The sequence below is a fragment of the Bradyrhizobium sp. 157 genome (genome assembly GCF_023073815.1).
Classification (GTDB): domain Bacteria; phylum Pseudomonadota; class Alphaproteobacteria; order Rhizobiales; family Xanthobacteraceae; genus Bradyrhizobium.
Genome location: NZ_JADPKF010000005.1, coordinates 15,125 through 40,482 on the forward strand (window position 1 = coordinate 15,125; position 25,358 = coordinate 40,482).

Here is a 25,358-nt window from a genome sequence, read left to right on the forward strand (position 1 = left end):
GAAATAAGGGATGGCGTGATGAGCGAGGCCGTGGTGGACGACATCGTGGCCGTGCTGCCGCCGCTATTGCAATCGCTGGAAGCCCTCGGCTTTGTCGCGCGCTACCTGAACCCGCCCGATTTCGACCGCGTGATGCAGGCCGCAGGCCAGCCTGACGAAGCCTTGCGCGCGGTTCGGTCGAAGCTCGCAGAATGGCCGGCGGAGTTCGCAGATATCAAGACCTCTCTGGAAACGGCGAGCGATGCGGCACTCGCCGCGTTCGCGGGTCTTCGCGTCGTCCAAAATGGCCAAGGCGATTTCACCAGCCTGTTCCGTGCGCTGCGTTACGCGCCACGCGCGCAGGAGGCACTGTATGCGCTGTCGTCGAAATTGCCGCCGGTGAGCGAGTTCTTCATCGATCCTTCGCTGCGGGGAGAGGCGGATCTCGCGGCACGGCTCGCGGCGCCAGCCAATACGAATACCGGCATTTTTCACGATCATAACGAGCCCGGCAGCCGCGGCGGCTTCTCGCTATACGTGCCGGAATACTATACGCCCGATCGCGCGCTTCCGCTGGTGATGGCACTGCATGGCGGCAGCGGCAATGGCCGCGGCTTTCTGTGGAGTTGGCTGCGCGACGCCCGTAGCCGCGGCGCGATCCTGGTCGCGCCAACGGCGACCGGCTCGACCTGGGCACTGATGGGCGACGACACTGACACGCCGAACCTGATGCGCATCCTTGACGCCGTGCGCTCGCGCTGGAACGTCGATCCCAGGCGGATGCTGCTGACCGGGATGAGCGACGGCGGCACGTTCTGCTACGTCACGGGATTCGAGAGCGCCTCGCCCTTCACCCACCTCGCGCCGGTCGCGGCAACGTTTCATCCGCTGATGGCCGAAATGGCCGATGCCGACAGGCTGCGTGGCCTGCCCGTTCACATCGTGCACGGCCGGCTCGACTGGATGTTTCCTGTGCAGGTGGCGCGGCAGACTGCCCAAGCGCTGTCTGCCGCGGGTGCCAATGTCATCTATCGCGAGCTCGACGATCTCAGCCACACCTATCCGCGCGAGATGAACGCCGAGATCTTGCAGTGGCTGAACGGCCAGTCCTGACCACCGGCGACGCCATCGACACAATCTGGTCGGAATTTATCTCTATCAGCAGAACAACTTAGCCAACAACGTGGGGGCGTTGATCAGACCGGTTCATTGAACCGCGACAGGATACGTCATGCCCTCGAACACCGGCCTCGCCGCTCCACTGCCTACCGCGCGTGCCTCCAATTCGCTGCTGCTTTCGAAAGGCGTCAGCCGCCTCGAAGTCACGCTGAAGCTGACGACCGCGATCCTCGCGCTGGCCGCCGGCGTCTACACTTATCTTGGCGTCCGCGAACTGCTCAATGGCAACCCGACCACGGTGTTCTTCGCCGCGGTGATCTATTCGGTGGCCGTATCGGTCGGCATCTATGCCTTCTGGATATTCCTGATGCAGTTCATGCCGCACGTGGTGGACCGCACCGGCCGCGGCCTGATGTTCGGCTGCATGCTGCTGGGCTCGCTGATGATCGTGGCGATGTCATCCTGGCTCAACGCCTCGGCGCTGGCAGGCGCGGCCGCAATCCAGCAGCATCTCGCCATCACCGTGCAGAACTACACCCGCGACCTCGATACCGCCAACAGCAACGCCATTGCCGCGCAAGGGCTGTTGCCGGATATCCAGCTCGCCTCCTCGCGGTTCGCGAAACTGGCCGACGCGGAGCGCGCGGGATCACTGACCGGCACCGCCGGATCCGGCACCGTCGTGCAGCTTCTGACGCAGATGTCCGGGCAGCTCGATAGTCTCGGGCAGGAAGTCCAGGCGTCGGCCAAGCGCGTCTCGGCACTGTTCGAGCAGGGCGGCAAGCATCTGGCGAAGATGCGCGAATTGATTTCCGACCGTGGGCCGATCTCGACGCGCAGCGATGCGTTTGCGACCGAATCCTTGGCGCTGTCCGGCGTGATCGCCAACCTGCAGCAGACCTCGGTGGCGCCCGCCGTCAAGCGCGCCGCGGCGTCGCTGTCGTCAGGCTTCATCGCGCCCGCCGCGGGCAGCCGCACGGCCGATCTCGCCGACCGGCAGACTGCCGTGGTGGGTAAGGTCGAGAGCTCGATCGCGATGCAAGCGGCTTCGCTCGCCGAGGCGGCCGACAAGATCCTGGCCTTGCCGCGGGTCGAGCCGGCGCGATTCCAGACCATGTCGCCGGCCGAAGCCGTGCTTCGTTACGCCGGCGATTTCATTCCGAGTTGGGCCGGCGCGATCTCGATCGATTTGATGCCGGCGGTGCTGGTCTTGATCCTGTGCGTGGTGCACGCCGCGATCCGGCGCGAGGGCCTTCCCGCGTTCAGCGCCTCTGACATGACCGCGGGCGAACTGGTCGCGGCCCTGCAGATGGCCCGCGAAGTCGAGGACGCGCGCCGCGTGGCGCCACGTGAGGCCGGGAGCAAGGCCCCCGCGGAAGTTGCTGTGGCCGATCAGGCGACGGAGACGGACGAAAACGTTACCTCGCTATCGTCGGCGCGGCATACCAAGTAGGTATTGCCATGCAGCCATCCGCAACGCTTCGACAGCGCGTTCAAGCCTTTCTTGCGGCCAATCCGGACGAAGCGATCCTGCGCTGGATCTTCCGCAGCATCGTCACGATCACGATTGCTGTACTGGCGGCCGATCTCGCCGGTATGAATGGATGGATCGGCGCTACCGATCCGGCCGTCGAGCGTAGGCAGGACACGCCTTCGCAGAACCTTCCCGATGCGGTGCCATCCATTCTGGCGCCGCTGGCGCCCGGCGACGACAAGCGCCTGACGCCACGGCCGCAAGCGGATGGCGCGATGGCCAAGCCGATGAACTTCGAGCTGGTGGCTGGCGGCAAGCTGATGGCGACCGGCACAATCACGCCAGGGATTTCGGATGCGTTTGCAGCCGAGGTCGCCAAGCGCGGCGACTACATCAAGACGGTGGTGCTGAATTCGCCGGGTGGTTCGGTCAGCGATGCGTTGGCGATGGGACGGCTCATTCGAGACCGTAATTTCGCGACCGAGATCGAGGCTGGCAAGTACTGCGCCTCATCCTGCCCGCTGGTGTTCGCCGGCGGCGTCGAGCGCCGGGTCGGCGACAAGGCAATCGTCGGCGTGCATCAGGTCGCGGCGCTCGGCACCACAGCCGGCCTGCCCCGCGACGAGATGAACGTGGCGCAAAATATCTCGGCGCGGTGCCAGCGCTATCTCGGCGGCATGGGTGTGAACTTGCAAGTCTGGGTGCATGCGATGGAGACGCCGCACGACAAGCTTTTCGTGTTCAAGCCCGATGAATTGAAGTCGCTCAATCTGGCAACGGCCACAGGGACGGCACCTTCCGCCTCGGCGCCCCGCCCGGCGCCGCCGAAGGTGCGATCGTAGATCGGGGAACCATACCTCGACCTCGGCGTTAGTGACCGGTCACGGAGGTATCGCATGCAGACGTTTGTCGGAATGATTTTGGGCGCGTTGCTGCTGGTTTTCGGCGTCTATGTCTACGATTCCATGCGGACGTCGAGCGTCGCCAGCGGCCAGGTCGCGCAGGCCAATCGCACCCTCGTCAACTGGGATGTCGTGGCAGACGACTGGAAGGCGCTGAAAGCACGCGCCCATGACGATTGGGTCAAGATCTCGTCGCGATAATGCCTGATAATTCGCGAGATCGTCACATATTCAAACGCCGTCGTCCCGAACGACGGCGTTTTGACGCGCGCTAATTGCTCTTCTTCGCCTTGCGCGCGTCGGCAATCACCATCTCGAACTCCGCCATGGTCAGGATGCCCGGCACGCGGAACTTGCCGACGATGAAGGACGGCGTTCCCTTGAATCCGAATGCCACCGCCTGATCGTGGTTCCGGGCGAGAATGGTGTCGATTGCCTTCGCATTCGAACTGAGGTCGCGGTTGAGGCGGTCCATATCGATGCCGGCGCCTGCCACCAGTTCGCGGATGCGCGGTTCGGTCAATCTTGAACTGACGCCGATCAAGGCCTCGTGCGCCGGCAGGTACTTGTCCTGATACTTGGCGGCGAGCGCCACCCGCGCCGCGTACTTTGAGACGTCGCCCAGGATCGGCCAGTCCTTCAGCACCAGGCGGACCTTGCCGTCGTCCTGCACCACCTGCTGGATTTCCGGCGCGATCTTGCGGCAGTAGGGACAGTTGTAGTCGAACCATTCGACGATGTTGATGTCGCCGTCGAGATTGCCGGTCGCGGGAGCGTCGGGGTCGCGTAGCACCAGGGCTTCGGTCAGGACGTCATCGCCTTGCGCGAACGCCGGACGTGACGGGGCGCTGGTTGCAAGCAGGGCAGCGCCTGCGCCAAGGAAGCCAAGCGCTTCGCGCCGCGTCGGGCCCGGGATCGTCCCGGCCGGATTATTCGATCGCTTCATCTGGGTCTCGCGAAGGGCTGCATTTCCTGTCTACGGCTGAGATAGGGATATGTTACGCGCCAGCATATAGAGCGCCACGGCAATAATGACTACGGCGAACACGATGTTGAGCGCGCCGCGGCGCTCGGCGAGGTGCCGCGCCGAGCGCGTACCGGCCAATCCGCCGGCAAGGCCGCCCGCCACGAACAGTCCTGCCAAAGCCCATGAGACTAGCCCGGACCAGGCATAGCTGGCGGCCGTGGTCAGGCCGAACGCGGTGACCGCGACGAGCGAGGAGGACACCGCGTTCATGATCGGCATGCCGGTCGCCAGCATCAGGGCCGGCACGATCAAAAATCCGCCGCCGATGCCGAAGAATCCCGACACCGTTCCGGTGGCGAGGCCGAGGCTGACGATCGCCGGCATGTTCGCCATCGAGACCTTGACGTCAGGCAGGCCAATCCGCGAGCGCGTCTTCAGCATCAACAGCGCGATGACGATCATCACCAGCGCGAACAGCGCCAATAGCCGCTGGCCGTCCATCATCTTGCCGAGGATCGAGCCGCCGAAGGCGCCCGCCATGCCGGCCGCGGCAAAGATCAGCGCGCAGGACCAGATCACGGTGCCGCCGCGCGCATGGTTGGACAGGTTGAGCGCGGCGTTGGCGGCCACTGCGATCGCACTGGTGCCGATCGCCATATGAGGCTCCGCCACGCCGACCACATAGACCATCAGCGGCACGGCGAGTATCGAGCCGCCGCCGCCGACCAGGCCGAGCGAGAACCCGACCAGCATCCCCGACGCCAGTCCCAGCACGCCTTGCGCGGTGGAGATGATCAAGTTGAAAGACTCTGTTGCACGGCACGACCATAGAAGGATTTTCTGCAGATCGCCATGGCCGCAGCACAAAGCTGCACTGCAATACTCATCAGCCGATCAGGCTGCGACATGCCCCCTCTCTGGCGATGCGCCCTCACGGCTAGTCAGTGCCATCAGTGTGCCGGTCATGGTCGCGATCAGGGTCTCCTTGCCGTCATGCGTCGCATAGGCGCGGGCCTCGCATACCGTCAGCGTACGGCCGGGCTTGATGACGCTGGCGCGGAACGCGAACCGCTCGCCGCGCGCCGGCGCCAGCAGGTTGGTCTTGAATTCCACGGTGAGGATCCCCGCGCCCGGCGCCATCAGCGTGAAGGCGGCGACACCACAGGCATTGTCGAGCGCAGCCGTGATGATGCCGGCGTGGATGAAGCCGTGCTGCTGGGTGAGGTCGAGCGAATAGTCCATCGCCAGATCGGCCTCGCCCGGTTCCAGCCGCGCGATGGATATGCCGAGCGTCTTCATCGCGCGCTGCTGCTCGAACATCTCGGTCGCGACCGCATGGTAATCTGGGTTCTTCGGCTGGTAGCGCGACATCGGTCACGCCATCGCCGGTTCGAGATGACGCATCGCGGCGTCGCGGATCACGGGCGCGAAGGGAATCGACTTGCGCGCCTGCCGGTCCAGGTGGACGCCGATAGACTCGCAAGTGGCGGCGATCTCACCGGTCTCGGCGTTGCGCATCTCGTGGACGAAGCGGATCGACTTGTCGCGAACCTCGAGCACCCGGCTCCTGACCTCGACGATGTCGCCGGCCAGCAGTTCGCGTTTGTAGCTGATGTTCTGCTGCACGGCGGCCATACCGCGGCCGGAGGTGCGCAAATACGACGGCGTCAGCCCGAGCCGGGCGAACAGATTCCAGTTCGCCTCGTCGAACTTGCCGACATACCACATGATGTTCATGTGCCCGACGTGATCGCATTGCCAGGGATAGACCGTGCCGCGATAGGTCGCGTCTGTCTCCATCGTTTGCTCCCGCTGTTTTGCCTCTTGATACGGTAGCGTATCAGCCCTTCTCCGGGTTAGCAATACGGCACCGTATCAACACTCGGTGAGACCGGACCATGAGCGATGTCAAAGGAGAGGCGCGAACCGGAGATGTCCGCGCCGGCGAGGTTCGCCACGAGAACTGGATCGAGGCCGGTTTTCAGGAAATCGCCCGGACCGGGGTCGAGGGCGTACGGGTCGAGGTGCTGGCCAAGAACCTCGGCGTCACCAAGGGCGGCTTCTACCGCCGCTTCCGCGACCGCGCGGGCCTGCTGGACGCCATGCTGCAGCACTGGAGCGCGGGCCGCATCGCCGCGATCGAGAAACAGACCAGCCTCGACGGCACCACCGCCCGCGAGCGGCTGAAGGCGCTGATCACGCTTTATTCCGAGCGCATGAATACCGAGGCCATGGCGGTCGAACTGGCGATCCGGCAATGGGCCCGCTCCGACGAACTTGCGGCCAATGCGGTGGCGAGCGTGGACGCCGCGCGGCTGAAGAATGTCGGGCATCTCTATCGCGCGACGGGACTGGCGGCCGAGGAGGCCGACGCGCAGGCGTTCCTGTTCTACTGTTTCGTGTTCGGCCAGAGCCTGCTGTTTCTCGAACGGGGCCAGCGCAAGCGCGCGCAACTGGTGGCAAAGTCGGCCGAAACATTGCTCCGCGAAATATAGGCGCGGCCGAAGCCTCCGGCCGCGCCCTCGTTGCTTGCTGGCTAGGCCGAGCCCTTCAGCTTCTTGTTGCATTCGCTGTAATAGCCGCCGCCCTTCTGGATCCACTTCATCCCGCCATTGGCGTTGCTGGCCTTGTTGGCGTTGTATTGATCGAGGCAGGTGTTGAAGCGCTGCTTCCTCGCCGTCTCCTTCGAATATTTTGCATCTACGGCGTTCGGGTAGACCGCAGGACCCGACGGCGCGGCAGGCGCCGCAGCTTCCTTGGCTTCCTTCTTGGATTCTTTCTTGGCGGCTTCCTTCGGCTCCCCGGCAGGTGCTGCCGCTGCCGCCGGAGCGGGCGCGGCGTCGGCCCCGCACTGGGCTTTCCGGAAGTCGTTCCACTTCTGGCCGCCGAGCGTGCCGGCGGCCTTCGCGGCCTGGTATTTGGCGCTGCATTCCTGCGCCGTCAGGGCATTCGCCTGCGAGGTCATCGCAAACCCAGCCAATGCCGACAGCGCAAACGCGCCCAGTATTTTTGCTTGAATAGTCATCCCTGGTCTCCTTAGGGCAACAGTCATCTGCGGCGACCATCCTAGCGCAACCACAGCTTGCGACAACGCATCGAACGATCCCCGCGGTAAAAATTTTCTGGCACCGAGCCTGCGCGATCCGCCGTCGCATTCAGCCCGCGTTCAGCCAAGGCCGCGAGATGTTTGTGCAGACATTGTGCAGGCGTGCTCCCTGCATTGCTGCAATCGCGTGGCGCATTTGTCCGGTGCAAGCGGATTTGCCATAAGACGGCGTGAGCCTGATCCCCGCCTCGATATCCTCCGCTATGGCCGATCGCGCCAAGATTCTCGGTACGCTCGAGACGCTCGTCATCGGTACCGCCGGCGGCCTGCTGTTTTTGTGGCTTAATCTGCCGGGCGGGTTGATTTCCGGCGCGATGGCCGCCGTGGGCATCGCCGCGCTGGCGGGGCGGCTGGTCACCATGCCGGCGATCCTGACGCAGAGTGTTTTGGTGCTGCTCGGCATCACGCTGGGCTCGCTGGTGTCGCGGCAGCTGATCCAGCACATGAGCGCATATCCCCTGACCATCGGCCTGTTGGCGCTGGCGACATTCTGCTCGACCTTCGGCTCGAGCTTCTATCTGCAGCGCGTGCACGGTTGGGACCAGACCTCGGCGCTACTGGCGGGAAGTCCCGGCGCGCTGTCGCAGATCACCATGCTCGCCGCCGAGAAGGGCGCCGACGTCGCGGCAATCGCGGTGGTGCAGACCATGCGGGTGATCATCCTGACCGCCGCCCTGCCGCTGCTACTCGCATTGACCGACATCGCGCCGACGGCGCCGGCGGAAGTCGCCAGCCTCGTCGCCTCGCCGCCCGAACTTGCCGTGCTGGCGGCGGCAGCCGTCGCCGCAGCCCTGCTGCTGCGGCTCGCCAAATTTCCGGCGAGCTGGATGTTCGGCGCGATGATTGCCTCCGCCGCGCTGCACGGCACCGGCGTGATCGAGGGCGGCCTGCCGCCCTGGATGCGCGGCGTGGCGCTGGTCGGCATCGGCGCCGTGATCGGCACGCGCTTTGCGCGGATCAGCAGGTCGACGCTGCTCAGCCACATCAATGCCGGGCTCGGCTCGTTTGCGGTCGCGATTCTGATCTCCGCCATTTTCGTCGCGGTGATCATGCTGGTCACCGATGTGCGCTTCGCCGATGTCGTCGTCGCGTTTGCACCAGGCGCGATGGACGCCATGCTGGCGCTGGCGCTCACGCTGCATATCGATCCGATCTTCGTCGGCGCCCATCATCTGTCGCGCTTCGTGTTCGTCTCGATCACGACACCCGGCATCGTGCACCTGTTCGGCCGGCCACAGGAGGATGTAGACGATTGAGGGGCCGCTCCCGACCTATCCACGTCATTGCGAGCGCAGCGGCTTACTTCGAGCTCTTCCCGGTGAACGGCTTTCTTGCCACCGTCATCGGCGGGACACTTCCCGCCAACTTAACGCCAGCACCGCGGCGCCAGAACCACACGACTTCGCCGTACGCGTCGGGCGCCACCGTCTTGTGCGCCTCTCGCGTCCATCGCATCTCACCGCACGTTCGTGACGATCGCGAGCGCCCCTCATCTGCGTGAGACGGGCGAAGTTATGTGACTGATTTGGTGAGAACGAAAGCGGAATATTTTTGATTCTTTATGTCTCCTGGACTTGACACGATTTCGGAAAATCAGAACTGATTTGCCCGTCGCGCGCAGTCACAGGCGAGATCACAGATGTTAGACCTCATCCTGAGAGGCTGCGCAGCAGCGTCTCGAAGGATGTATGGCATGAGCCGGGCCACATGGTTCGAGACGCGCGAAGACGCGCTCCTCACCATGAGGGTTGAAAATTGTAGGTGGGCAAGCGGAAGCGGGCCCACCATCGAGATCGTACGATTGGGAATGAATGGTGGGCACGGCGCTATCGCGCCTTTGCCCACCCTACAGCGCTACGAGGTTACCCGCTTGGCCGACACGAAGCCCCACACGGCGATCACCGCCATGGCCAGCGAGATCAGCACGTTGTAGCCGGCTAGCGAGAGCCCGAGGAAGCGCCACTGCACCTCGTCGCAGCGGATCACCTTCACCGTGTCGAGACGCTGCAGCAGCGTGCCGGCGCTGCCGAGATCGGCCAGCGGGCCGGAGCAATCGGTCGGTCCCTGCCAGAATTGCCACTCGACGCCGGCGTGATAGCCGCCGAGCCAGGCATTGGCGAGCGCAGCGAGCAGCAGCACCGTGAACCCGGCCAGCGCTACCTGCCGCGGCGCCCCGCGCGAAGCGGCAAAGGCGACCACGAGGCCGAGCGGGACCGCCAGATAATAGGCGTAGCGCTGTTCGAGGCAGAGCGGACAGGGGCGGATATCCAGCACGAGTTGGAAGAACCAGGCGCCCGCTAGCGTCGCCGCGGCGACGACCGCGATCGCCAGTGCTGCAACGACGACCGGATCGGCGGGATGGCGCGCATGCGACGAATGGAGGGCATCTGACGTCACGGATGTTCTCCGGAGCATGGGTGCATGCTCAAAATAGGCATCAGCCTCCTATCCCGCCACCGCCCAGGTGTCGAGACACCCACAATCACTTCCACGCGGGTTGACCCGGAAGCGCCGCCAGCTATATTCCGCCGGCTTCGCCGCACCGGCCCCTCCGGCCCGCGACCGAAGGCCCCTGTGGCGGAACTGGTAGACGCGCTCGACTCAAAATCGAGTTCCGCAAGGAGTGCTGGTTCGATTCCGGCCAGGGGCACCACGCCTGCGCGTACTGCCAGCGTTCCAAGTCGTCGCGTGCCGTTCTAGGGCCGGGTTTTAGGCACAGACGGATTGTCCATTTTGCTGTCAATTTCTGAACCCAACGGGTGGCTGGCACTCGCGCCCTTACGCCGCCTTAGGTTGCCCAACAGGTTGCTAGAAAGGCTGAAGTCCTGACCAAGCGGAACGCGCCATGTTCTTGCGGCTCTGGCAAACGCTTCAAGCACTGCCATGGGCGCATCGGCTCCGATTATGACCGCGCATCGGAGTTGCTGCGACGGCGCAGCGAAGCCCTGCTTCATGAACGAAGACTACAGCAGGGTTTTGGAAAGCCGAATCCAGTCCTATCCGTTGAATAGCAGAAGAGCTGTCGTCATCGGACGATCATTGATGGTCGGGGACTGGAAGACCTTCACGGATTTTCTCTTGAGCTATTTCGCTGAGAGGATTGGAAGGCGTTGGATCCACGATGAAATGCGAAAGGGGGACGGCCACCCGATCGGGCAATGGGCCACTGCAATGCGCAATCAACCAAGCGCGCAGCCTGTAGGCGTCATTGCCAAGTCAAAAGCCAACAATGGCTTTCGCAGCCTGTTGTCCGCTGCTTACAATCTGTATCTGATCGAACATCACTACGAACAATATGACGAGCCACTATTCGAACGACTATTGAGCAAGCTTCGCGTTCCAAATGATTTTCCTTCGTCGCTCTCTGAGACAAACGCTGCAGCCTCTTTCCTGAAGGCCGGCTTCTTGCTCAAGTACGAAGATGATCTCCGTCCCGGTCACCATGCGGAATTTACAGCAACATACCCACTAACCGGCCGCCGCTTCTCTGTCGAAGTCAAAACTCGCACAGGAGCGCTCGTCGATGATGATCAAGATCTGATCAGCAGAGTGAAACTTAAAAACAAGCTGTCGCAAGCTTTGAAAAAGCAGCTTCCATGGACGCGAGTGGTGTTCATCGATTTGAACATCCCTTTGATTTTCACAGGCATCGAAGGCGAATTTTTCGATAATATGTTAGCGGCGGTGGAAGACGCGGAGCGTACGCTGAAAATCAGAGGAGCGCCGGCTCCTTCGGCTTACCTTTTCCTTGTAAACCAACCATTCCACTTTAATCTCAATTCTCTCGATGGCGCTCCTATGGCTGCTGCGCTCGGCTTTCGACTCGACACCTTCAATCCCCCAAGACCAGCATCTTTCCGTGAAATTGTCTTGGGACGTGATCAACATCCCGAAATGCACGCCTTGATCGATTCGATGAAGATTCACGGCGAGCCACCATCAACATTTGATGGCCAGCACCCGGAGTTTGCTTTTGGCGACACTACCCACCCGCGGTGGATCGTTGGCAATAATTATCTAGTGCCGGGACCAAATAATGAAGAAGTTAAGGCCGTGCTTCAAAGCGCGATCGCGATTCCCGAGCAACAGACTATGCACGGCGTTTTCCTAGCGAAAGGAGCCCATTTCATAGCACAAGCTCCTATGACGGAAGCAGAGGTTAGCGCCTACAAGCGTAGCCCGAATACCTTCTTTGGCATTGTCCAGGATGTCGGACGAAATGCAAAGGATGCTTTAGAACTCGCCGAGTTCTTCTACGAAACTTATCAACACACTCCAAAGGAGAAGCTACCTGAATTCTTGAGTAAACATCCCGAGCTCGAACGTTTGCGTGCTCTCTCTCAGAAGGACCTCGCTATTTTCGTATGTGAGCAATGGGCGTTGAGCGCTGAAGCGGCGCCTAAGCGTAAGAACGAGAAATAGCATTACAGGGACAGTGCATCCAATTCATGCGTCAGGCCTTCGCAGGCATCATCCGCAAACTAGAATGCACTGTCGCCGTAATTCTAATTCCTAGTTCAGGCTGTTGGATATTTCGACGCGCATGTCCGGCGGTGGATTATCAGGCCCATAACCGAGTCGCTCGAGAACGAGGAAACTGCGGTTGAGGGCTACATCGCAAATCTCAACGAGGCATTCGAGGTGCTTCTTTGTCTCACACCACCCCTCAAGCATGTCCGGCGCCAAACCTCCTCTAACGCAATCCGCCATTATCTGCTCGCAACCCCGTTCATCATTGTTAAGCAACGCGGACGCGAGGCGAATGCGAGGGAGGAAGATTAGTGCCCAAGTTTCATTGTCCCAGTCGAACCGCGTTTCTACCGGGTTAAACGTAAGCGAATTGCGCTGCGCCTGCGTTGCAGCAGGTTGGCGCTGACGACGTTTGCTCATGATCAACGCTCCACGCTTTCGAGGATTGCCCCATCAGGAGCATATCACTACCGCAGGGAATGGAGGCGTCGCGTCGCCTTCCGCGGTTTTTGAAAGAGAGCTAGGTACCATGATCAGCTCAAAATCGAGTTCCGCAAGGAGTGCTGGTTCGATTCCGGCCAGGGGCACCACGCTTCGCCCTCGCGGGCTACGCGTGGCGCAGCAGCGCAGAACTGCGAGACCGGAGCGTGCCCTGCGAAGCTTGAGCGTGCGAAAGCGAAGACGGACAGCTTTCGCTGCTTCGATTGCAAGCGGCCGGTTAACGACAGCTAAATGGGAAGACCTCGCCCCCAGCTCCGCGCCGCGTCGAACATTGCCATTGCCGGGGCGGTAGGAGGCAAAGTCGCCGGCACGATCAGCTTGATCTGCTTGTCGAGTTCGACCCCTTCGATTCGAAGAGCGACCAGCTGCTCTGTAGCAACTTCGTCGGCAACAGAGGCTTCCATGACAATCGAGGCACCGCAGCCGGCGCGGACCGCGCGCTTGACAGCCTCGGTGCTGCCGAAACCATCGATGATGGTCAGGGATTTCGCGATTGATCCCAGTTGCCGGCGCAAGAGATAACCGGTTCCGGTGCCGGATTCACCGCCCAGCAGCGGCTCGGTCTGCAAGTCAGTCACGGACACGGATCCACGTCGGGCCCAACGATGACCGGATCCCACGATGACGACGAGCGGCTCCCGCCTCCAGGTGCGCGCGGTAAAGCCCGGTCGTTCATCCCACCATTCCATTGCTGCAACGTCAGCTTCGCCTCGTTCCAGCCGGGCGACTACATCCGAGTTCGATCCAATCCATTGTTCGACCGGGATGCCGGCACTTTGCCGAAAGGCTGCGATGTGAGGCTGCAGCAAGTATGTACCAACATTGCTCGATGCCGCCAGGCGCAGTGCAGGAAGGTGAATCAGACTGCGCACGCGGCCGGCCGTCTCGACCAGTGCGCGCGCCAGCGGAAGGAAGCGGGCGCCTTGATCCGTCGGCATGACGCTGCCACGCTGACGTACTAACAGAGGCGCAGCCAAGACTTCCTCCAATTGGCGGATATGATCCACGATGGTGGATGGCGCCAGATCAAGTTCACGCGCCGCTGCACGAACGCCCCGCGCAGCGATCACGGTCACGAAGGAGCGGGCATGGATCAGATTCAGCATTTCATTTCGTCAATGCAGGATTTCTGATTTTTCTCGCCGGGCTGTTGATGGCCCCGCGAGGCATCTTGCCGGCCAAGGCCTCGATGATGCTGGTCGCTGCGGATAACTCGATCTCTCGCCTCACCGACATCACCGCTGACCCGATATGCGGCGTCAATACGGTTCGGGCACCCGGCCTGGTCAATCTCGTGTCGATTGACGTTGGCCGGTCGGGCCGCGCCCAGTCCTCGCATTCGAAAACATCGGCGGCATATCCTCCGAGCTGACCGCTATCGAGCGCATCGGCCACGGCGGCTTCATTGACGAGTGAACCCCGTGCGGGGTTGACGAGTAACGCGCCGCGCCGCATCCGGCCGATCGCTTCTGCATCGATCAAACCGGTGGTGGCCTCCGTCAGCGGCAAACCCAGCACCACGATGTCGGCTGATTTCAACACATTCTCGAGCGCCATGGCTTCCACACCGGGGCTCTCGAACGGCTCAGCGTCATATGCGACGATGCGGCAGCCGAATCCGGAAAGCCGGCGTGCAATGGCCTGGCCGACTCGGCCGAAGCCGACGATCCCCACCGTCGAGTTGCCGATGCCGGTTCCGTAAAGCTGAGGCCGCCAGCCGGCGAATCCCGATTTGCGAATTCCCGCATCACCGGCGGCAATATGCCGCCCCAGCGCGATCATCAATCCGATAGCCAGTTCAGCCGTCGGTTCGGTGAGAAGGTCCGGCACGATTGTTACTTGGATGCCGCGTTCGCTTGCGGCATCGACGTCGATATTGTCATAGCCCTTCAACGCGGCGCCGATGACTTTCAGGTTCGGGCATTGCTCGAGAAACGCCCGGTCGACGCAATCGGTCATGAATGCCATTAGCGCGGCTGCTTCCCTGCAGCGTTCGATCACCTCGTGATAGCTCCATGGTTCGGGCCCATCGTTTGCAACGATGCGAGCAACGCCATCGAACACGGCGCGGGTCTCGGGAAAGACCCGGTTTGTCAGAACGATGAGCGGCAACTCTGTCATCGAGGCACGGTTACTTGAGCGATTTTCGCAAGTACGCGCCGACGCTGTCGACGATTACAACGCATGCGAGGATCGAAAGCAGGATGGCCGAAACCTGGTCGTAGTTCAGGAGGCGCAGAGCCGAGATCAGCTCGAAACCGATTCCCCCTGCGCCAACGATGCCGAGCACGGCGGAAGCGCGGAAATGATACTCCCACCGGTAGATCGTGACATCGGTGAGCTGCGGCAGGACTTGCGGCAGAACGGCGTGCTGGATGACTTGCAACGGCGTCGCGCCCGCGGCGCGAGCCGCTTCCAGCGGCTTGGGATCGACATGTTCGATTGCCTCGGAATAGAACTTGCCGACCATGCCGATCGAATGCAGCGCCAGCGCAAGGACACCAGGCAGCGCCCCGAAACCGACCGCGGCGACAAACAGAACGCCAAGGATGATCTCCGGCACCGAACGCAAGAAGGCGAGGAATGTCCGAACCGCCAGATAAACGGTCGGGTGCGGGCTGGTATTGGGAGCGGCCAAAAGTGCGAGCGGCAAGGAGAAGGCCACGGCGAGCGCCGTCCCGGCGATCGACATCGCAAGCGTATCCAGAAGCGGCCGCAACCATGATTGCCAGCGGCTGAAATCCGGCGGCACCATTTCAGAGGCTAGCGTACCGATCGCAGGCCCACTCTCCAGAAATCGCTGCGCGTCGAAAAAGCCCGTGGCCGCCAGCGCCGCTACGCACGCAGCGATGATCAAGCCGACGAGGCCCGCCCCGCGCAAGGCGGAGCGGCGTTGTTCTTCGAGAATGGCGTCAAACGTGTGCGAAACCGATTTCATCGTTTCACAGCTTGGCAATATCGAGTTGCAGCACTTTCGCCATGTCGCGCAGCACGTCGTAGTCCTTGTCGGTTGCCGTCGCGATAGCTTCAACGCGGAACAGCTTGAGGATGGCCGGGTCCTTTAGGTCCAGGAACGCTCGCTTGATAGCTTCCTTGAGCTCAGGCTTCAGAAAGCCCTGCACCGTGAGCGGGTAGTTCGGAATCGGTTCGGACAATGCGAGCTGCCTGAGCTTGGTGGAATCGATCTTCTTGGTCTCGACCAAGACCCGGTAAATGGATTCGGATAATGCCCCCGCAGGCACCTGCCCGGCAGCGACGGCACGCGCCACCGCATCGTGCTGGCCCAGGTGGACGACCTTATAGTCGGCGTCTCCGGTCAGCCCTTGCTTGGCGAGAAGGGCGCGCGGCGCAAGATGGCTCGACGTGGAAGCCCGATCACCGAATGCGAATGGCTTGCCCTTGATGTCGGCCAATTCCTTCACCGGGCCATCCGCCGTGGCTATCAGGATTGATTGGTAATTGGGTTTACCCTTTTCGACGCCTACGCCGAAGGGCTCGATTTCCGGCGCTTTCGACTTGGCGAGCACGTAGGAGAACGGGCCAAAATACCCGACCTCGATGCGTCCGAACCGCATCGCCTCGATCATCGACGAATAGTCCGTGGTGACGATGATCTCGACGGGTCTCTTGAGCACCTCCTCAAGGTACTTCTTGAGCGGCTGTGCATTCTGAATGATGGTCGACGCGTTCTCGTCGGGAAGCAGTGCGATACGCAGCTTGTCGGGGTTTGTCTTGTCGGCGGCAAATGCCGGAGCGGCGAGCACGCAGAGCCCGGCCGCGGCCGATGCAACGAGGAAGTTGCGGCGGTGAATCATCTGATTTCTCCATCCAGATTGAGGGCTCGACTAAGCCGCTTTGGCCAAGCCTTTGCGTTCCGTCGCATAGATACGATCGAGCGTAACCGACCCGAGTTGATCTGGCGCCCCTTCGAAAACGATGCCGCCCTGCGCGAGGCCGATGATGTGATCGGCGAACCGACATGCCAGATCGACCTGATGCAGGCTGACGATCGCGGTGATCCCGTCCTCGCGGCAGATCCGATGAAGATCTTCGAGCACCCGGACGGACGTGGCGGGGTCGAGGCTCGCGACGGGTTCATCGGCGAGCATGATTTCCGGCTTCTGGGCCATGGCGCGCGCGATGCCGACGCGTTGCTGTTGTCCACCGGAAAGCTGATCGGCGCGGTCCAGCGCCCTGTCGGCAAGTCCGACCCGGTCAAGCGCCTCCAGGGCCAGCAGGCGGTCAGCGCGCGGCAGCGGAAAAATCGACCGCACCACACTGTGCGCAGCAAGCCGTCCCGTCAGCACATTGTCGAGCGCCGACAGCCGGCCGATCAAATGATGTTGCTGGAACACCATTCCAGTCCGCCGCCGATGCGCCCGCAACTGTGTGCGGCTGGAGAAGATCGATCCACGCCCCTCGACGCAAACCTCACCCGACGTCGGCCGCACGAGCCCATTGAGGCTGCGCAGCAATGTCGATTTTCCCGCCCCTGAGGTGCCGAGAAGAACGATGAATTTTCCCCGCTCGAACATGGCGGTGGTCGGCCGCAGCGCGACGACCCCGTTGGGGTATGTAACGGTCACGTTCTGGAGCGACAACATCTCGAACCTCGCAGCGTGTTCGCTGTTTCCGAACAAAATCGTTAATTGTTCGCTTAGTCCGACTATCAAGCGTCCATGACGTCAGGATGACACAGCCCAAGGCAGGCTCGATGCCCGACCTGCTGGTCCGAGCTACTCTCTCAAAACTCGGACGTGTTAAGTGTTCTGTACGCGATTGATCCGCCTCACCGCGAAGCTGTCGCTGCGGTACGGAAATAAAAAGGTTCGCTCGGCAGCGAGCCGTAGACAAAAGGCTCCTGCTGCCGTCCGGTTGCGGCCATCACATCATCGCGGACGAAGCGAAAGAGCATGGAGATCTCCAGCCCCGGCTGCTTCAGCCGATTGAGCAGCGCCTTCATGAACGGAGAGTTGTCGTCGTCCCCATCGTGCGCCACCTGACCGGCTTTCGCCGCATAGGCGATCATGGTCCCGCCCTCGGGCTCCACGCGCGCTAGCCCCATTCCGAGCGAGCGCGTGCTGTTAGTGAAGCGCATCTGCGGCGCGAAAGGATTGTCCCGGCACGCATCCAGCACGATGAGCCGCAATCCCCGCACGCCTTCGATCGCGGTGCTGAGCTCGTCGATCGAAACTGCTTCGAGGCGCACGTCGCGATCGGTCTTCAACTGCGCATCGACAGGTGCGAGCCAGTTGACTCCGCCCATCTCGAGTCCGTGGCCGGCAAAATAGATGACGGCCCAGTCAGACGTTTCCGCCTCCCTGGCGAAGGCTCGCAGGGCGGCAAACATCTGTTCGCGCGTCTGATCGCGCAGCAGCGTCACCTTGCGGAAGCCGAGCGCGTCGAATTCCGCCGCCAGCGCCTCGGCGTCGCGGCGCGCATTCTTGAGGGGTGAAACGTTCTGATAGGCGGCATTGCCGATCACCAGCGCAACCCGATTGCTGCGCTCGCGCGACGGCGTTGCGCCCGGCGCGACCGGTTCGCCGCGGGGCGGCGCCATTGCGCTATCCACCTCGCGCACAAGCTGCTCCGCCTCGCGGAACACGTCGGCGGCGTCGGGACTGGACAGCGGCAGCCGGCGCGCGGTGGACAGCGCATCCCGTGCGGCCGCGATGTTGTTGGTTCGACCCAATGCCACGCTCTTTAGCGCAAACGCTTCGGCGTTTTGGGGGTCGATCTTGAGCAGCGCATCCAGCACAGGAAGCGCTTCCGGGTAACGCTTCAGCGCCACGAGGGCTTTTCCGTGCAGCAAGCCGATGTCGGCGGAAGTCTTCTGCTGCGAAGAGTTACCGCTGACCCGAGCGGCGCGAGCTCGCGCAATCTGTTGGAGCGCCTCATCGGGACGGCCAAGTTGCACCAGGAAGTCGGCCTGGTGGATGAAATTGTAGATGCCGCCAGGTTGCAGCCTGGCCGCCTGGTCCAGATCGGCCCGGCTCTCCGCGATGCTGCCACGCCGCACATGGGCAGCGGCGCGGTTGCGCAACGCGTCGGCGCGGTCGGAATTATTGTTCGCGACCGCGAGCGCCTTGGTCGCGTCTATGATGGCGAGGTCGAATTGGCCGAACCCGCTGCGGATCAACGCCCGGTTAAGCCATGCTTCGACGAAGGAGGGATTGTCTTCGAGGCACCGGTCGCAGCTGGCGAGTGCGTTCCTGTAGTCGTGCCGGGTGATGAACTTATAGCACCGATTGTAGTACGCGATCGCGCGCTCTCGTTTTGAAATGCCGGGCGTGCTGATGATCGCCATACAGGCTGCGAGGCCGGCCTCGTTGTCGTCCGCACGGCAGGAATTCCAGAGCTTTGCGCGATTGTCGGAAGGTGCGGCCTCGGATGCGCCGGCACCGGGCAACATCAACGCAAGCGCTAGCACAAGCGCCATGGCATGGCCCGGCCGGGCGTGGCGATGACCGAACAGAAGCGCGATCATGAACGTGTCCTGTTGAAAACGGCGACTTGCCCGCGCGCCGGCGAACCAACCACGTCAGTCAGATGCGGCGGCTGGTCGAGAGCCCGCGCCACCCGCCTGATCAGCATGATCATGGCTGTTGCAACCATCAGGAAGATCGACCCGATGAAAGCCAGGATGATCGGCATCAGCCAAAGGGAAAACACGCCTCGAATGGCCGCCGATTCCGGTACATCGGGATCGTAGAGCACCGAGACAGTTTGTCCGGTGCGATAAGCCGGCGGATTGGTGCGCAGCCCGGACTGGAATTCAATGGTACGACCGTCCATCGTCTGGAAGCGCACGACTGGCGCAAACACGTAGCCCTTATCCTCGCTGTCGCGCAGGCGCACCATCTCGATCACCGACCCGGGCGTTTCAATGGCGCGTGCAATCCATGTTCTTGTTGACCAGACACTGAAGCCCGCTGCGAGCAATAGCAGCAGGCCAATCGGTATCAGGGCGAACCTGGCAAGGCGGCTGAGAAAAACTGCAGGATCTTCCATGAAACGACGCGCCCTGCGGCAAACACTGTTGTAGGCGTGGATGTGTCTTGGCGTGGACTGAAAGGTTCAATGCCCCGAGCAGGTGTCATGGCACCAGCGGCGGGCACAACTCCCGAGCAGCGGGGCGCAGAGGCAGCGAGGTTTACTCTTCCAACCTCCACCCCCTCATTTCTTCCCGAACGCGCTGAGCAGTCCGCCCAGCAGCTTCGATGCGATTCCGCCGATCGCGCCGAAGCCGCCGGTGGCGCCGATCACGCCGGTGATGATCGGAATCAAGGTTGCTATGGTCGAACCTGAAACCGGCGCGGCTGTGGTTGGCGCCTGACCGGCAATCGCTCCCAGATTGAAGGGCAGGTTGAGAATGCCCGCCGACTGCAGCAGGGTGACGATACCAAGCATGCCCGCTGAAAGCTGTACGCTCGGCCGCGACATCGCCGGCGCGAGCGGCTCGGCGGGCTTATCCGGTTTTTCGGTGCCTGGAAGCGGCTTGCCGGTCAGCCGCTCGTAGAGCAGCGGCATCAGCACGGTGATGAGATCGACCGGCGGCGCGGCGGCTGGCTGTTGCGGCGTTGCCGGCTGCGCGACGACCGGCGCCGGGACGGTGTTGACCGGTTGCGCGAGCACCGGCGCATTGGCGATCGGCGTGATCGCCGGCATCGCAGCGGGCTTGCCGGTCGCAAGCACGGTAAGAAGCTGCGTGATGTCGAGCTGCTTGCCGGTAAGTGCCGACTGCAAAATCAGCGGCAGCAGCAGTTCGAGGCCTTGGCCCGGCTTGGCAGGATCGGCCATCGGTTTCTCCTTCGATAGCAACATGAGAATAAGCGGGAGCAGTTGCTGCAGGTCGAGCGCGGCAGCGCCAGAGGCGGTACCGGTCTCCGCGACGAGGACGCCAGGCATTGCGGCTTCGGCCCCGAGCGAGACGCCGAGCGCGGCCGCCGTCTCCGGCCCGACCGCGCCATCGACGACCATGCCCTCGGCTTCCTGAAAACGCAGCACGGCTGCTTGCGTGTTTAATCCGAACTCGCCGTCGATCAGGCCGGGATCGAAGCCTTTGGCGGCCAGCGCCGCCTGGATGCGCGCAACCACCGCCATATCCATGTTCGGTGCATCGACCTCGTAGATGATGGCGGGCGGGTTGACCTTGATCGGCGCGGCACTGTCATAGGAGATGCCGGGAATCAGGATGCCGGTATGCCAGCCGCGGCCGTGCACCGTGTCGGCCACCACGCCGTAACGCCGTCCCTTTGCCTCGATGGTGCCGCCGTTGCCGTCGCATACTGCGATGTGGCCCATCTTGCCCGGACCAGGCGGATAGCGGAGCACGATGCCGCCGACGGTTGCCGCCGCCTCCTCCACCGAAACGCGCTTACCGAGCCGTTCGAGGTCAGCCTTCCAGGCGCCGGTATAGGCATCGGCCTTGGCCGGCAGCGCCGTGTGGTCGACGCAGCCGTAAAGCGTGCCGGCTTCCTGATAGACCAGCCATGAAACGAACTCGGCGCAGTCCCACGGGCCATGCCAATGCGGATCGTCCTTCGGCACCTGCGTGTTGACGTATTGCTCGCCGATATGCGCGCGGGCGCGCTGAACCAGACCCGCACCCGAGGGCACACCGCTCGTGGGTGGCTGGGCAACGGCTACAGCGGGCAGGCTGTTCAGGAAGGCATCGGCGCTGCCGGCCTTGTACATTCGATGCGCCTGACGCCACTGCTCTTCGGTCAGGTTATTGCCTTTGCCCGACTCGCGGCCGGCAATGGCCTTCAGCAAGGCAATGGCCTGAACGGGGTCGTCGACCATCTCCTTCGTCAGGATCGCGTTCGAGTCATAGCCGGGTACGCCGAAGCCGTGAGCGCCGGTCCACTTCGTTCCGGCCTCGCCGATCCGCATGCCGACATAGCTCCGTGACAAGAGGTCGAAGTTCGAGGCGGCGCCGTTCACCGGCGAGGGAAAGCGCGCGATCTTGTGCCCGCCGCCGATGATGCCATAGCCGGTCTGGCCAAAGCGCGCGGCGCGTGCGCTCGGATATTGAGCGCCGGGATTGTTGTAGCGGAACGAAGCGACCTCGCTGCCTGCGACGTCGTCGCGATTATCAGCGGTTGAAGGATCGGTAGACCTGCCAATTTGACCCATTGCTCGCTCCCCCGTTTGTGTGCCTGTTGCCCGCTTCCTCTTCGCCGATCGCTGCGTCCTCGGCCTCGGTTTGCTGCTCATTGGCCGGCCCAGATCTGCCCTTTCGGCACGATGATCCGATCGTCGCGGCCAGTGACAACCGGCCGGACGCACTGTCCGCACTATCGATATTCGTTTGCGCAGCCGGAGCATTATGGCTCACGGCGAACCGTGAAGAGCTTACATCGTTTTGCAGCCCTTCACGTGTGAGCTAGCTAACAGTTGCGATGCAGGTCACCTGCAACTGAGTGCATCGGCCGCTGTTCTCGGAGTTGTCGTCCTGACCACGCTCGCCGTTGTCATGACCATTGATGATGCACCTATGCCAGCCCGGAAGCTCTCATGGCTTCGACATGCCATCTGCCGCGCCTGAACAGGACAGCGTCCATTGCCGCGGCTGCCGGCGCGACAGTCGGCTGCGCGCCCGCGCTGGCCCAGCATGCGGGCCGTGGCATTATGGTGGTATTACGGTGACAGCGCTGGGCTGCACCGCTATCCCGTTCTCACGCTTCCCGGTACCAGCTCGCGAGTTGCCACAAATCGTTGTCCCAGCCCGAGATATGCGCGGTCAGCTTGTTGCCGAGCGCGGCGACGCGGCTCCGGGAGACGATGGGTTGGATGTAATTGTCTGTTACGACGAGGTCGTTGAGCTTGATGAACAGCGCCGCGCGCTTCACCGCGTCGAGCTCCCGTTCGACCTGCTTGTAGATCTCGTCGTATTCCTTGCTTTGCCAGCGCGAGACATTGCGCCCCTGCCACTTGTTTTCCTTGTTCGCTATCTGCCACGACACATACTGGTTCATGAAAAACTGCGGATCGGCCTGCGGCATGGTGGTGTTGTACATCTGCGCGTCGCAATAGAAATGCGTGTAGGTATCGGGATTGGCGGCGTCCGAGGAGAAGAACACCGATCCCACCACCGACTTCAGTTCGATGTCGATGCCCGCTTTCTGGCACGCCTGCTTGACGATGGCCTGGGTCTTCTGCCTGGGCGCATTTATCGAGGTCTGAAACACGAACTTCAGCGGCTTGCCGTCCCTGGCGCGAATGCCGTCGCCGCCCTTTTTCCAGCCAGCGGCCTCGAGGATCTGGTTGGCCTTCTCGATGTTGAATTCGAATTTGGTGTTTTTCGACCGGAAGCGTTCCGGGTTGTTGAGGAAGTTCGGGGTGGCCCGTGCCGTGCGGCCATAGATGAATTTCTCGATCGACGCGCGATCGATCAGGAGATTGATGGCCTGGCGCACGGCCGGATCGCTGAACAGCGGATGCCTGGTCTTTATGCTCGCGCGCTCGCCGTCGACCTCGACGGCGGGATCAGTCGAGTTGAGCGACATGAACTCGACATTGCCTGACGGCGTGATGTTGACCCTGCCCTTTCCAGCGGCTTCCAGCTTCAGCAGGATGTCCTCTTCGACCAGCATGTTCCAGGCATAGTCATATTCGCCGGACTGCAGCACCGCGCGCGCCGCCGACACCGCGTCGCCGCCGCCCTTGACCTCCACCTCATCGAAATGCGGCCGGTTGGCGACGTGGTAGTTCGGATTGATCTTGCCGCGGAGCATGTCGCCCGGCTTGAAATCCACGAACAGATAAGGACCGGTGCCGACCGGCTTCAGATTGTGCGGCGCCTCGCGCGACCTGGCGCCGACGTAATCCTTGAACAGATGCTTCGGGATGATCATGCCGTAATTGCCGACAAAGGCATCGGCCCAGAACGGCGTCGGCTTGGCAAAGGTGAGGCGGACGGTGAAGTCGTCGATCTTCTCGACTGTGATGTCCTTGTAGTTGGCGATCGAGACCGCCGCGGTCTCCGGCGTTTTGGCATATTCCCAGGTGAAGACGACATCGTCGGCCGTGAACGGCATGCCGTCGTGCCATTTGACGCCGCGTTTCAGCTTCCAGACCACCGAGCGGCCGTCTTCGGCCAATCCGTCATTCTCCTTGCTCGGAATCTCGGCGGCGAGGATCGGAACCAAATTGCCGTCGCCATCCCATCCCGCCAGCGGCTCGTAAAAGATCCGGCAGCCTTCCTGATCCTTGGTGCCGACGGCGAAATGGGGATTGAGCAGGGTGATGGCCTGCCAATACATCAGTTTCAGCACGCCGCCGCCGCCGGCCTTGGTCGGCTTGTAGGGTAGCTCGGTCGCAGCCATCGCGACCCCGGACTGGCTAAGCATCATCCCTGCCATCGGCGCGGTCAGGCCGACGGCAATCATTCGCTGGACAAAGGCCCGCCGCGAGAGCCGGCCGGTCTTGACGTCAGCAATCAGGTCTCGAAGTTCCCGTTCTTTCATGGGGCCGACTCCTCACTGGTGCTAAATGCCTCGTCACTCTCAATACTGAAATGGATCACCTAAGCGCGAACCTGTCAAAGCAGGATCCGGGCCACCGCAGTTCACGGAGTTGTTGTCTTGACCGCACTCGCCTTTATTACGACCATCGATGATCCAGCACCTCTAGCCCAGGAGCTCTCATGTCTTCATCCGATCTGCCGCGTCTGAACAGGAGAGCTTTCGTTGCCGGGGCTGCCAGCGTAACCATCTGCTGCGCGCCGGCGCTCGCCCAGCATGCGGGCCATGGCACGCCGTCAGGCGCAGCGCTGCCGGAAGCAGCGCCCTCCGCCGATCCGTTCGCCCGGCTTCAGGGCGGCACGCCGCATCACCTCACCACCGAGCAGATTGCGCAGCGAAAGGTGGAAAGCCCTGCGCCAAAGGGTCCGCAAGGGCGCTGGACGCCCAAGGCGGCGTTGCCACTGCCGCGAAGCGAAATGGCCTGGGCCACTGCCTGGGCGAGGCGCATGCATATTGTCGGCGGCTATGGCGAAGGCCGTGTCGACCGCGCCTATCACCACGTTTACGATCCGAAGGACGACCGATGGTTCAATGCCGCGCCATTGCCGCGCGGTGCCAACCATGTCGCCGTCGTGGCGGATGCGGGGCGCGTCTACGCGCTCGGCGGCTTCATCGAGCAGAATCGCAATCCGGATCCGAATGCATTTGCCTACGACGTGGCTGCCGACAAGTGGACGGCCATCGCCCCATTGCCACGTCCGCGCGGGGCGGCCGCGGCGGTCGTGCTTGATGGCAAGATCCATCTGATCGGCGGCGCCGGCGCGCCCACCAACGAGCGCGCCAGCGTCGGCTGGCATGAGGTCTACGATCCGCAAACCGACAAGTGGGAAATCCGCAAGGCGCTCCCGGCGGCGCGCGACCATGTCGGCGCCGTCGCCCATAACGGCATGATCCATATCATCGGCGGCCGCTTCAACACCTTTGAATACAACACCGACCTTCACCACGTTTACCTGCCCGCGCTTGACACCTGGAAGGAGCGCGCGCCGCTGCCCACGGCGCGTTCCGGTCACGGCCTCGTCGTCTACCGCGACCGCTTGTTCGCGATGGGCGGCGAATACGGCGTGCAGGACAAAGGTCAGATATCGCAAGCTACGGTATTCGGTCAGATGGAGAGTTACGATCCGCAGACGAACACCTGGCAATCCCACGCGCCGATGCTGACGCCGCGGCACGCGGTCGGCGCCACCACGATTGGCGATACCATCTACGTTGCCGGCGGCGGCGCGGTGACGGGCGGGGCGGTCCAGTCGTCCGTGCACGAGGCGTTTACACTGGCTGCTTGATTGCGCCCGACCGCAAGGCAAGCGTG

General features: G+C 62.6%; 24 protein-coding genes and 1 tRNA gene. 9 read left to right on the forward strand and 16 right to left on the reverse strand.

Features of this window, described 5'->3' with window-relative positions:
* The first annotated feature begins 18 nt into the window (after positions 1-18).
* From IVA95_RS00795 to IVA95_RS00810, 4 genes are all read left to right on the forward strand, one after another.
* Positions 19-1,092, forward strand: a complete 1,074-nt coding sequence (locus tag IVA95_RS00795; protein ID WP_247508762.1) for a phospholipase — start codon at positions 19-21, stop codon at positions 1,090-1,092.
* Positions 1,093-1,210: 118 nt separating this feature from the next.
* A complete protein-coding gene (locus IVA95_RS00800) occupies positions 1,211-2,551 on the forward strand; it encodes a hypothetical protein (protein WP_247508763.1) in 1,341 nt (446 codons plus the stop codon).
* A gap of 8 nt (positions 2,552-2,559) precedes the next feature.
* A complete protein-coding gene (locus IVA95_RS00805; protein ID WP_247508764.1) occupies positions 2,560-3,414 on the forward strand; it encodes a hypothetical protein in 855 nt (284 codons plus the stop codon).
* Positions 3,415-3,468: 54 nt separating this feature from the next.
* A complete protein-coding gene (locus IVA95_RS00810) occupies positions 3,469-3,675 on the forward strand; it encodes a hypothetical protein (RefSeq protein WP_247508765.1) in 207 nt (68 codons plus the stop codon).
* A gap of 70 nt (positions 3,676-3,745) precedes the next feature.
* Here IVA95_RS00810 and IVA95_RS00815 read toward each other — a convergent pair whose 3' ends face one another.
* The 4 genes from IVA95_RS00815 to IVA95_RS00830 all read right to left on the reverse strand — a co-directional run bounded on the left by IVA95_RS00815 (position 3,746) and on the right by IVA95_RS00830 (position 6,241).
* Positions 3,746-4,420 carry a DsbA family protein gene (locus IVA95_RS00815; protein WP_247508766.1) on the reverse strand — a complete coding sequence of 225 codons (675 nt, stop codon included), beginning with the start codon at positions 4,418-4,420 and terminating at the stop codon, positions 3,746-3,748.
* A gap of 30 nt (positions 4,421-4,450) precedes the next feature.
* Positions 4,451-5,236 carry a sulfite exporter TauE/SafE family protein gene (locus tag IVA95_RS00820; protein ID WP_247508825.1) on the reverse strand — a complete coding sequence of 262 codons (786 nt, stop codon included), beginning with the start codon at positions 5,234-5,236 and terminating at the stop codon, positions 4,451-4,453.
* Between the two features lie 99 nt (positions 5,237-5,335).
* Positions 5,336-5,812, reverse strand: a complete 477-nt coding sequence (locus IVA95_RS00825; RefSeq protein WP_247508767.1) for a PaaI family thioesterase — start codon at positions 5,810-5,812, stop codon at positions 5,336-5,338.
* A 3-nt stretch (positions 5,813-5,815) separates the two neighbouring features.
* Positions 5,816-6,241 carry an acyl-CoA thioesterase gene (locus tag IVA95_RS00830; protein ID WP_247508768.1) on the reverse strand — a complete coding sequence of 142 codons (426 nt, stop codon included), beginning with the start codon at positions 6,239-6,241 and terminating at the stop codon, positions 5,816-5,818.
* 98 nt (positions 6,242-6,339) lie between these two features.
* Here IVA95_RS00830 and IVA95_RS00835 point away from each other — a divergent pair, with 98 nt between their 5' ends.
* Positions 6,340-6,936 (forward strand): TetR/AcrR family transcriptional regulator, encoded by a 597-nt coding sequence (locus IVA95_RS00835; protein ID WP_247508769.1) that lies wholly within the window; start codon positions 6,340-6,342, stop codon positions 6,934-6,936.
* A gap of 41 nt (positions 6,937-6,977) precedes the next feature.
* Here IVA95_RS00835 and IVA95_RS00840 read toward each other — a convergent pair whose 3' ends face one another.
* Positions 6,978-7,466 carry a hypothetical protein gene (locus tag IVA95_RS00840; protein WP_247508770.1) on the reverse strand — a complete coding sequence of 163 codons (489 nt, stop codon included), beginning with the start codon at positions 7,464-7,466 and terminating at the stop codon, positions 6,978-6,980.
* A gap of 284 nt (positions 7,467-7,750) precedes the next feature.
* Between IVA95_RS00840 and IVA95_RS00845 the strand changes: the two genes are divergently transcribed.
* Entirely contained in the window at positions 7,751-8,803 is a 1,053-nt protein-coding gene (locus IVA95_RS00845; RefSeq protein WP_247508826.1) for an AbrB family transcriptional regulator, read from the forward strand.
* Between the two features lie 598 nt (positions 8,804-9,401).
* On the opposite strand, the gene IVA95_RS00850 is transcribed toward IVA95_RS00845, so the two are convergent.
* Complete coding sequence (locus IVA95_RS00850; RefSeq protein ID WP_247508771.1) at positions 9,402-9,944, reverse strand: disulfide bond formation protein B; 543 nt, start codon at positions 9,942-9,944, stop codon at positions 9,402-9,404.
* A 171-nt stretch (positions 9,945-10,115) separates the two neighbouring features.
* On the opposite strand from IVA95_RS00850, the gene IVA95_RS00855 reads away from it, so the two are divergent.
* Both IVA95_RS00855 and IVA95_RS00860 read left to right on the forward strand, forming a co-directional pair.
* Positions 10,116-10,200 (forward strand) — tRNA-Leu (locus IVA95_RS00855).
* Positions 10,201-10,499: 299 nt separating this feature from the next.
* On the forward strand, positions 10,500-11,969 hold the full coding sequence (locus IVA95_RS00860) for a hypothetical protein (RefSeq protein ID WP_247508772.1): 1,470 nt from the start codon (positions 10,500-10,502) through the stop codon (positions 11,967-11,969).
* Between the two features lie 90 nt (positions 11,970-12,059).
* Here IVA95_RS00860 and IVA95_RS00865 read toward each other — a convergent pair whose 3' ends face one another.
* From IVA95_RS00865 to IVA95_RS00910, 10 genes are all read right to left on the reverse strand, one after another.
* Positions 12,060-12,437, reverse strand: coding sequence for a hypothetical protein (locus tag IVA95_RS00865; protein ID WP_247508773.1), 378 nt, complete (start codon positions 12,435-12,437; stop codon positions 12,060-12,062).
* Positions 12,438-12,745: 308 nt separating this feature from the next.
* Positions 12,746-13,624 (reverse strand): LysR family transcriptional regulator, encoded by an 879-nt coding sequence (locus IVA95_RS00870; RefSeq protein WP_247508774.1) that lies wholly within the window; start codon positions 13,622-13,624, stop codon positions 12,746-12,748.
* A 1-nt stretch (position 13,625) separates the two neighbouring features.
* Positions 13,626-14,630: a phosphonate dehydrogenase gene (locus IVA95_RS00875; RefSeq protein WP_247508775.1), complete on the reverse strand. Its 1,005-nt coding sequence runs from the start codon at positions 14,628-14,630 to the stop codon at positions 13,626-13,628.
* A gap of 19 nt (positions 14,631-14,649) precedes the next feature.
* On the reverse strand, positions 14,650-15,456 hold the full coding sequence (gene phnE / locus IVA95_RS00880; protein ID WP_247508776.1) for a phosphonate ABC transporter, permease protein PhnE: 807 nt from the start codon (positions 15,454-15,456) through the stop codon (positions 14,650-14,652).
* A gap of 4 nt (positions 15,457-15,460) precedes the next feature.
* Positions 15,461-16,333, reverse strand: a complete 873-nt coding sequence (gene phnD / locus IVA95_RS00885) for a phosphate/phosphite/phosphonate ABC transporter substrate-binding protein (RefSeq protein ID WP_247508777.1) — start codon at positions 16,331-16,333, stop codon at positions 15,461-15,463.
* A 30-nt stretch (positions 16,334-16,363) separates the two neighbouring features.
* Entirely contained in the window at positions 16,364-17,122 is a 759-nt protein-coding gene (gene phnC / locus IVA95_RS00890) for a phosphonate ABC transporter ATP-binding protein (RefSeq protein WP_346657971.1), read from the reverse strand.
* A 185-nt stretch (positions 17,123-17,307) separates the two neighbouring features.
* Positions 17,308-19,005, reverse strand: coding sequence for a caspase family protein (locus tag IVA95_RS00895; RefSeq protein WP_247508778.1), 1,698 nt, complete (start codon positions 19,003-19,005; stop codon positions 17,308-17,310).
* Entirely contained in the window at positions 19,002-19,529 is a 528-nt protein-coding gene (locus IVA95_RS00900; RefSeq protein ID WP_256470132.1) for a DUF3592 domain-containing protein, read from the reverse strand. The genes IVA95_RS00895 and IVA95_RS00900 overlap by 4 nt, the downstream gene beginning before the upstream one ends.
* A 165-nt stretch (positions 19,530-19,694) precedes the next feature.
* Positions 19,695-21,656 carry a peptidoglycan-binding protein gene (locus IVA95_RS00905; protein WP_247508780.1) on the reverse strand — a complete coding sequence of 654 codons (1,962 nt, stop codon included), beginning with the start codon at positions 21,654-21,656 and terminating at the stop codon, positions 19,695-19,697.
* 542 nt (positions 21,657-22,198) lie between these two features.
* Positions 22,199-23,989, reverse strand: coding sequence for a peptide ABC transporter substrate-binding protein (locus IVA95_RS00910; RefSeq protein ID WP_247508781.1), 1,791 nt, complete (start codon positions 23,987-23,989; stop codon positions 22,199-22,201).
* A 179-nt stretch (positions 23,990-24,168) separates the two neighbouring features.
* On the opposite strand from IVA95_RS00910, the gene IVA95_RS00915 reads away from it, so the two are divergent.
* On the forward strand, positions 24,169-25,332 hold the full coding sequence (locus IVA95_RS00915; protein WP_247508782.1) for a galactose oxidase: 1,164 nt from the start codon (positions 24,169-24,171) through the stop codon (positions 25,330-25,332).
* Positions 25,333-25,358 lie beyond the last annotated feature (26 nt).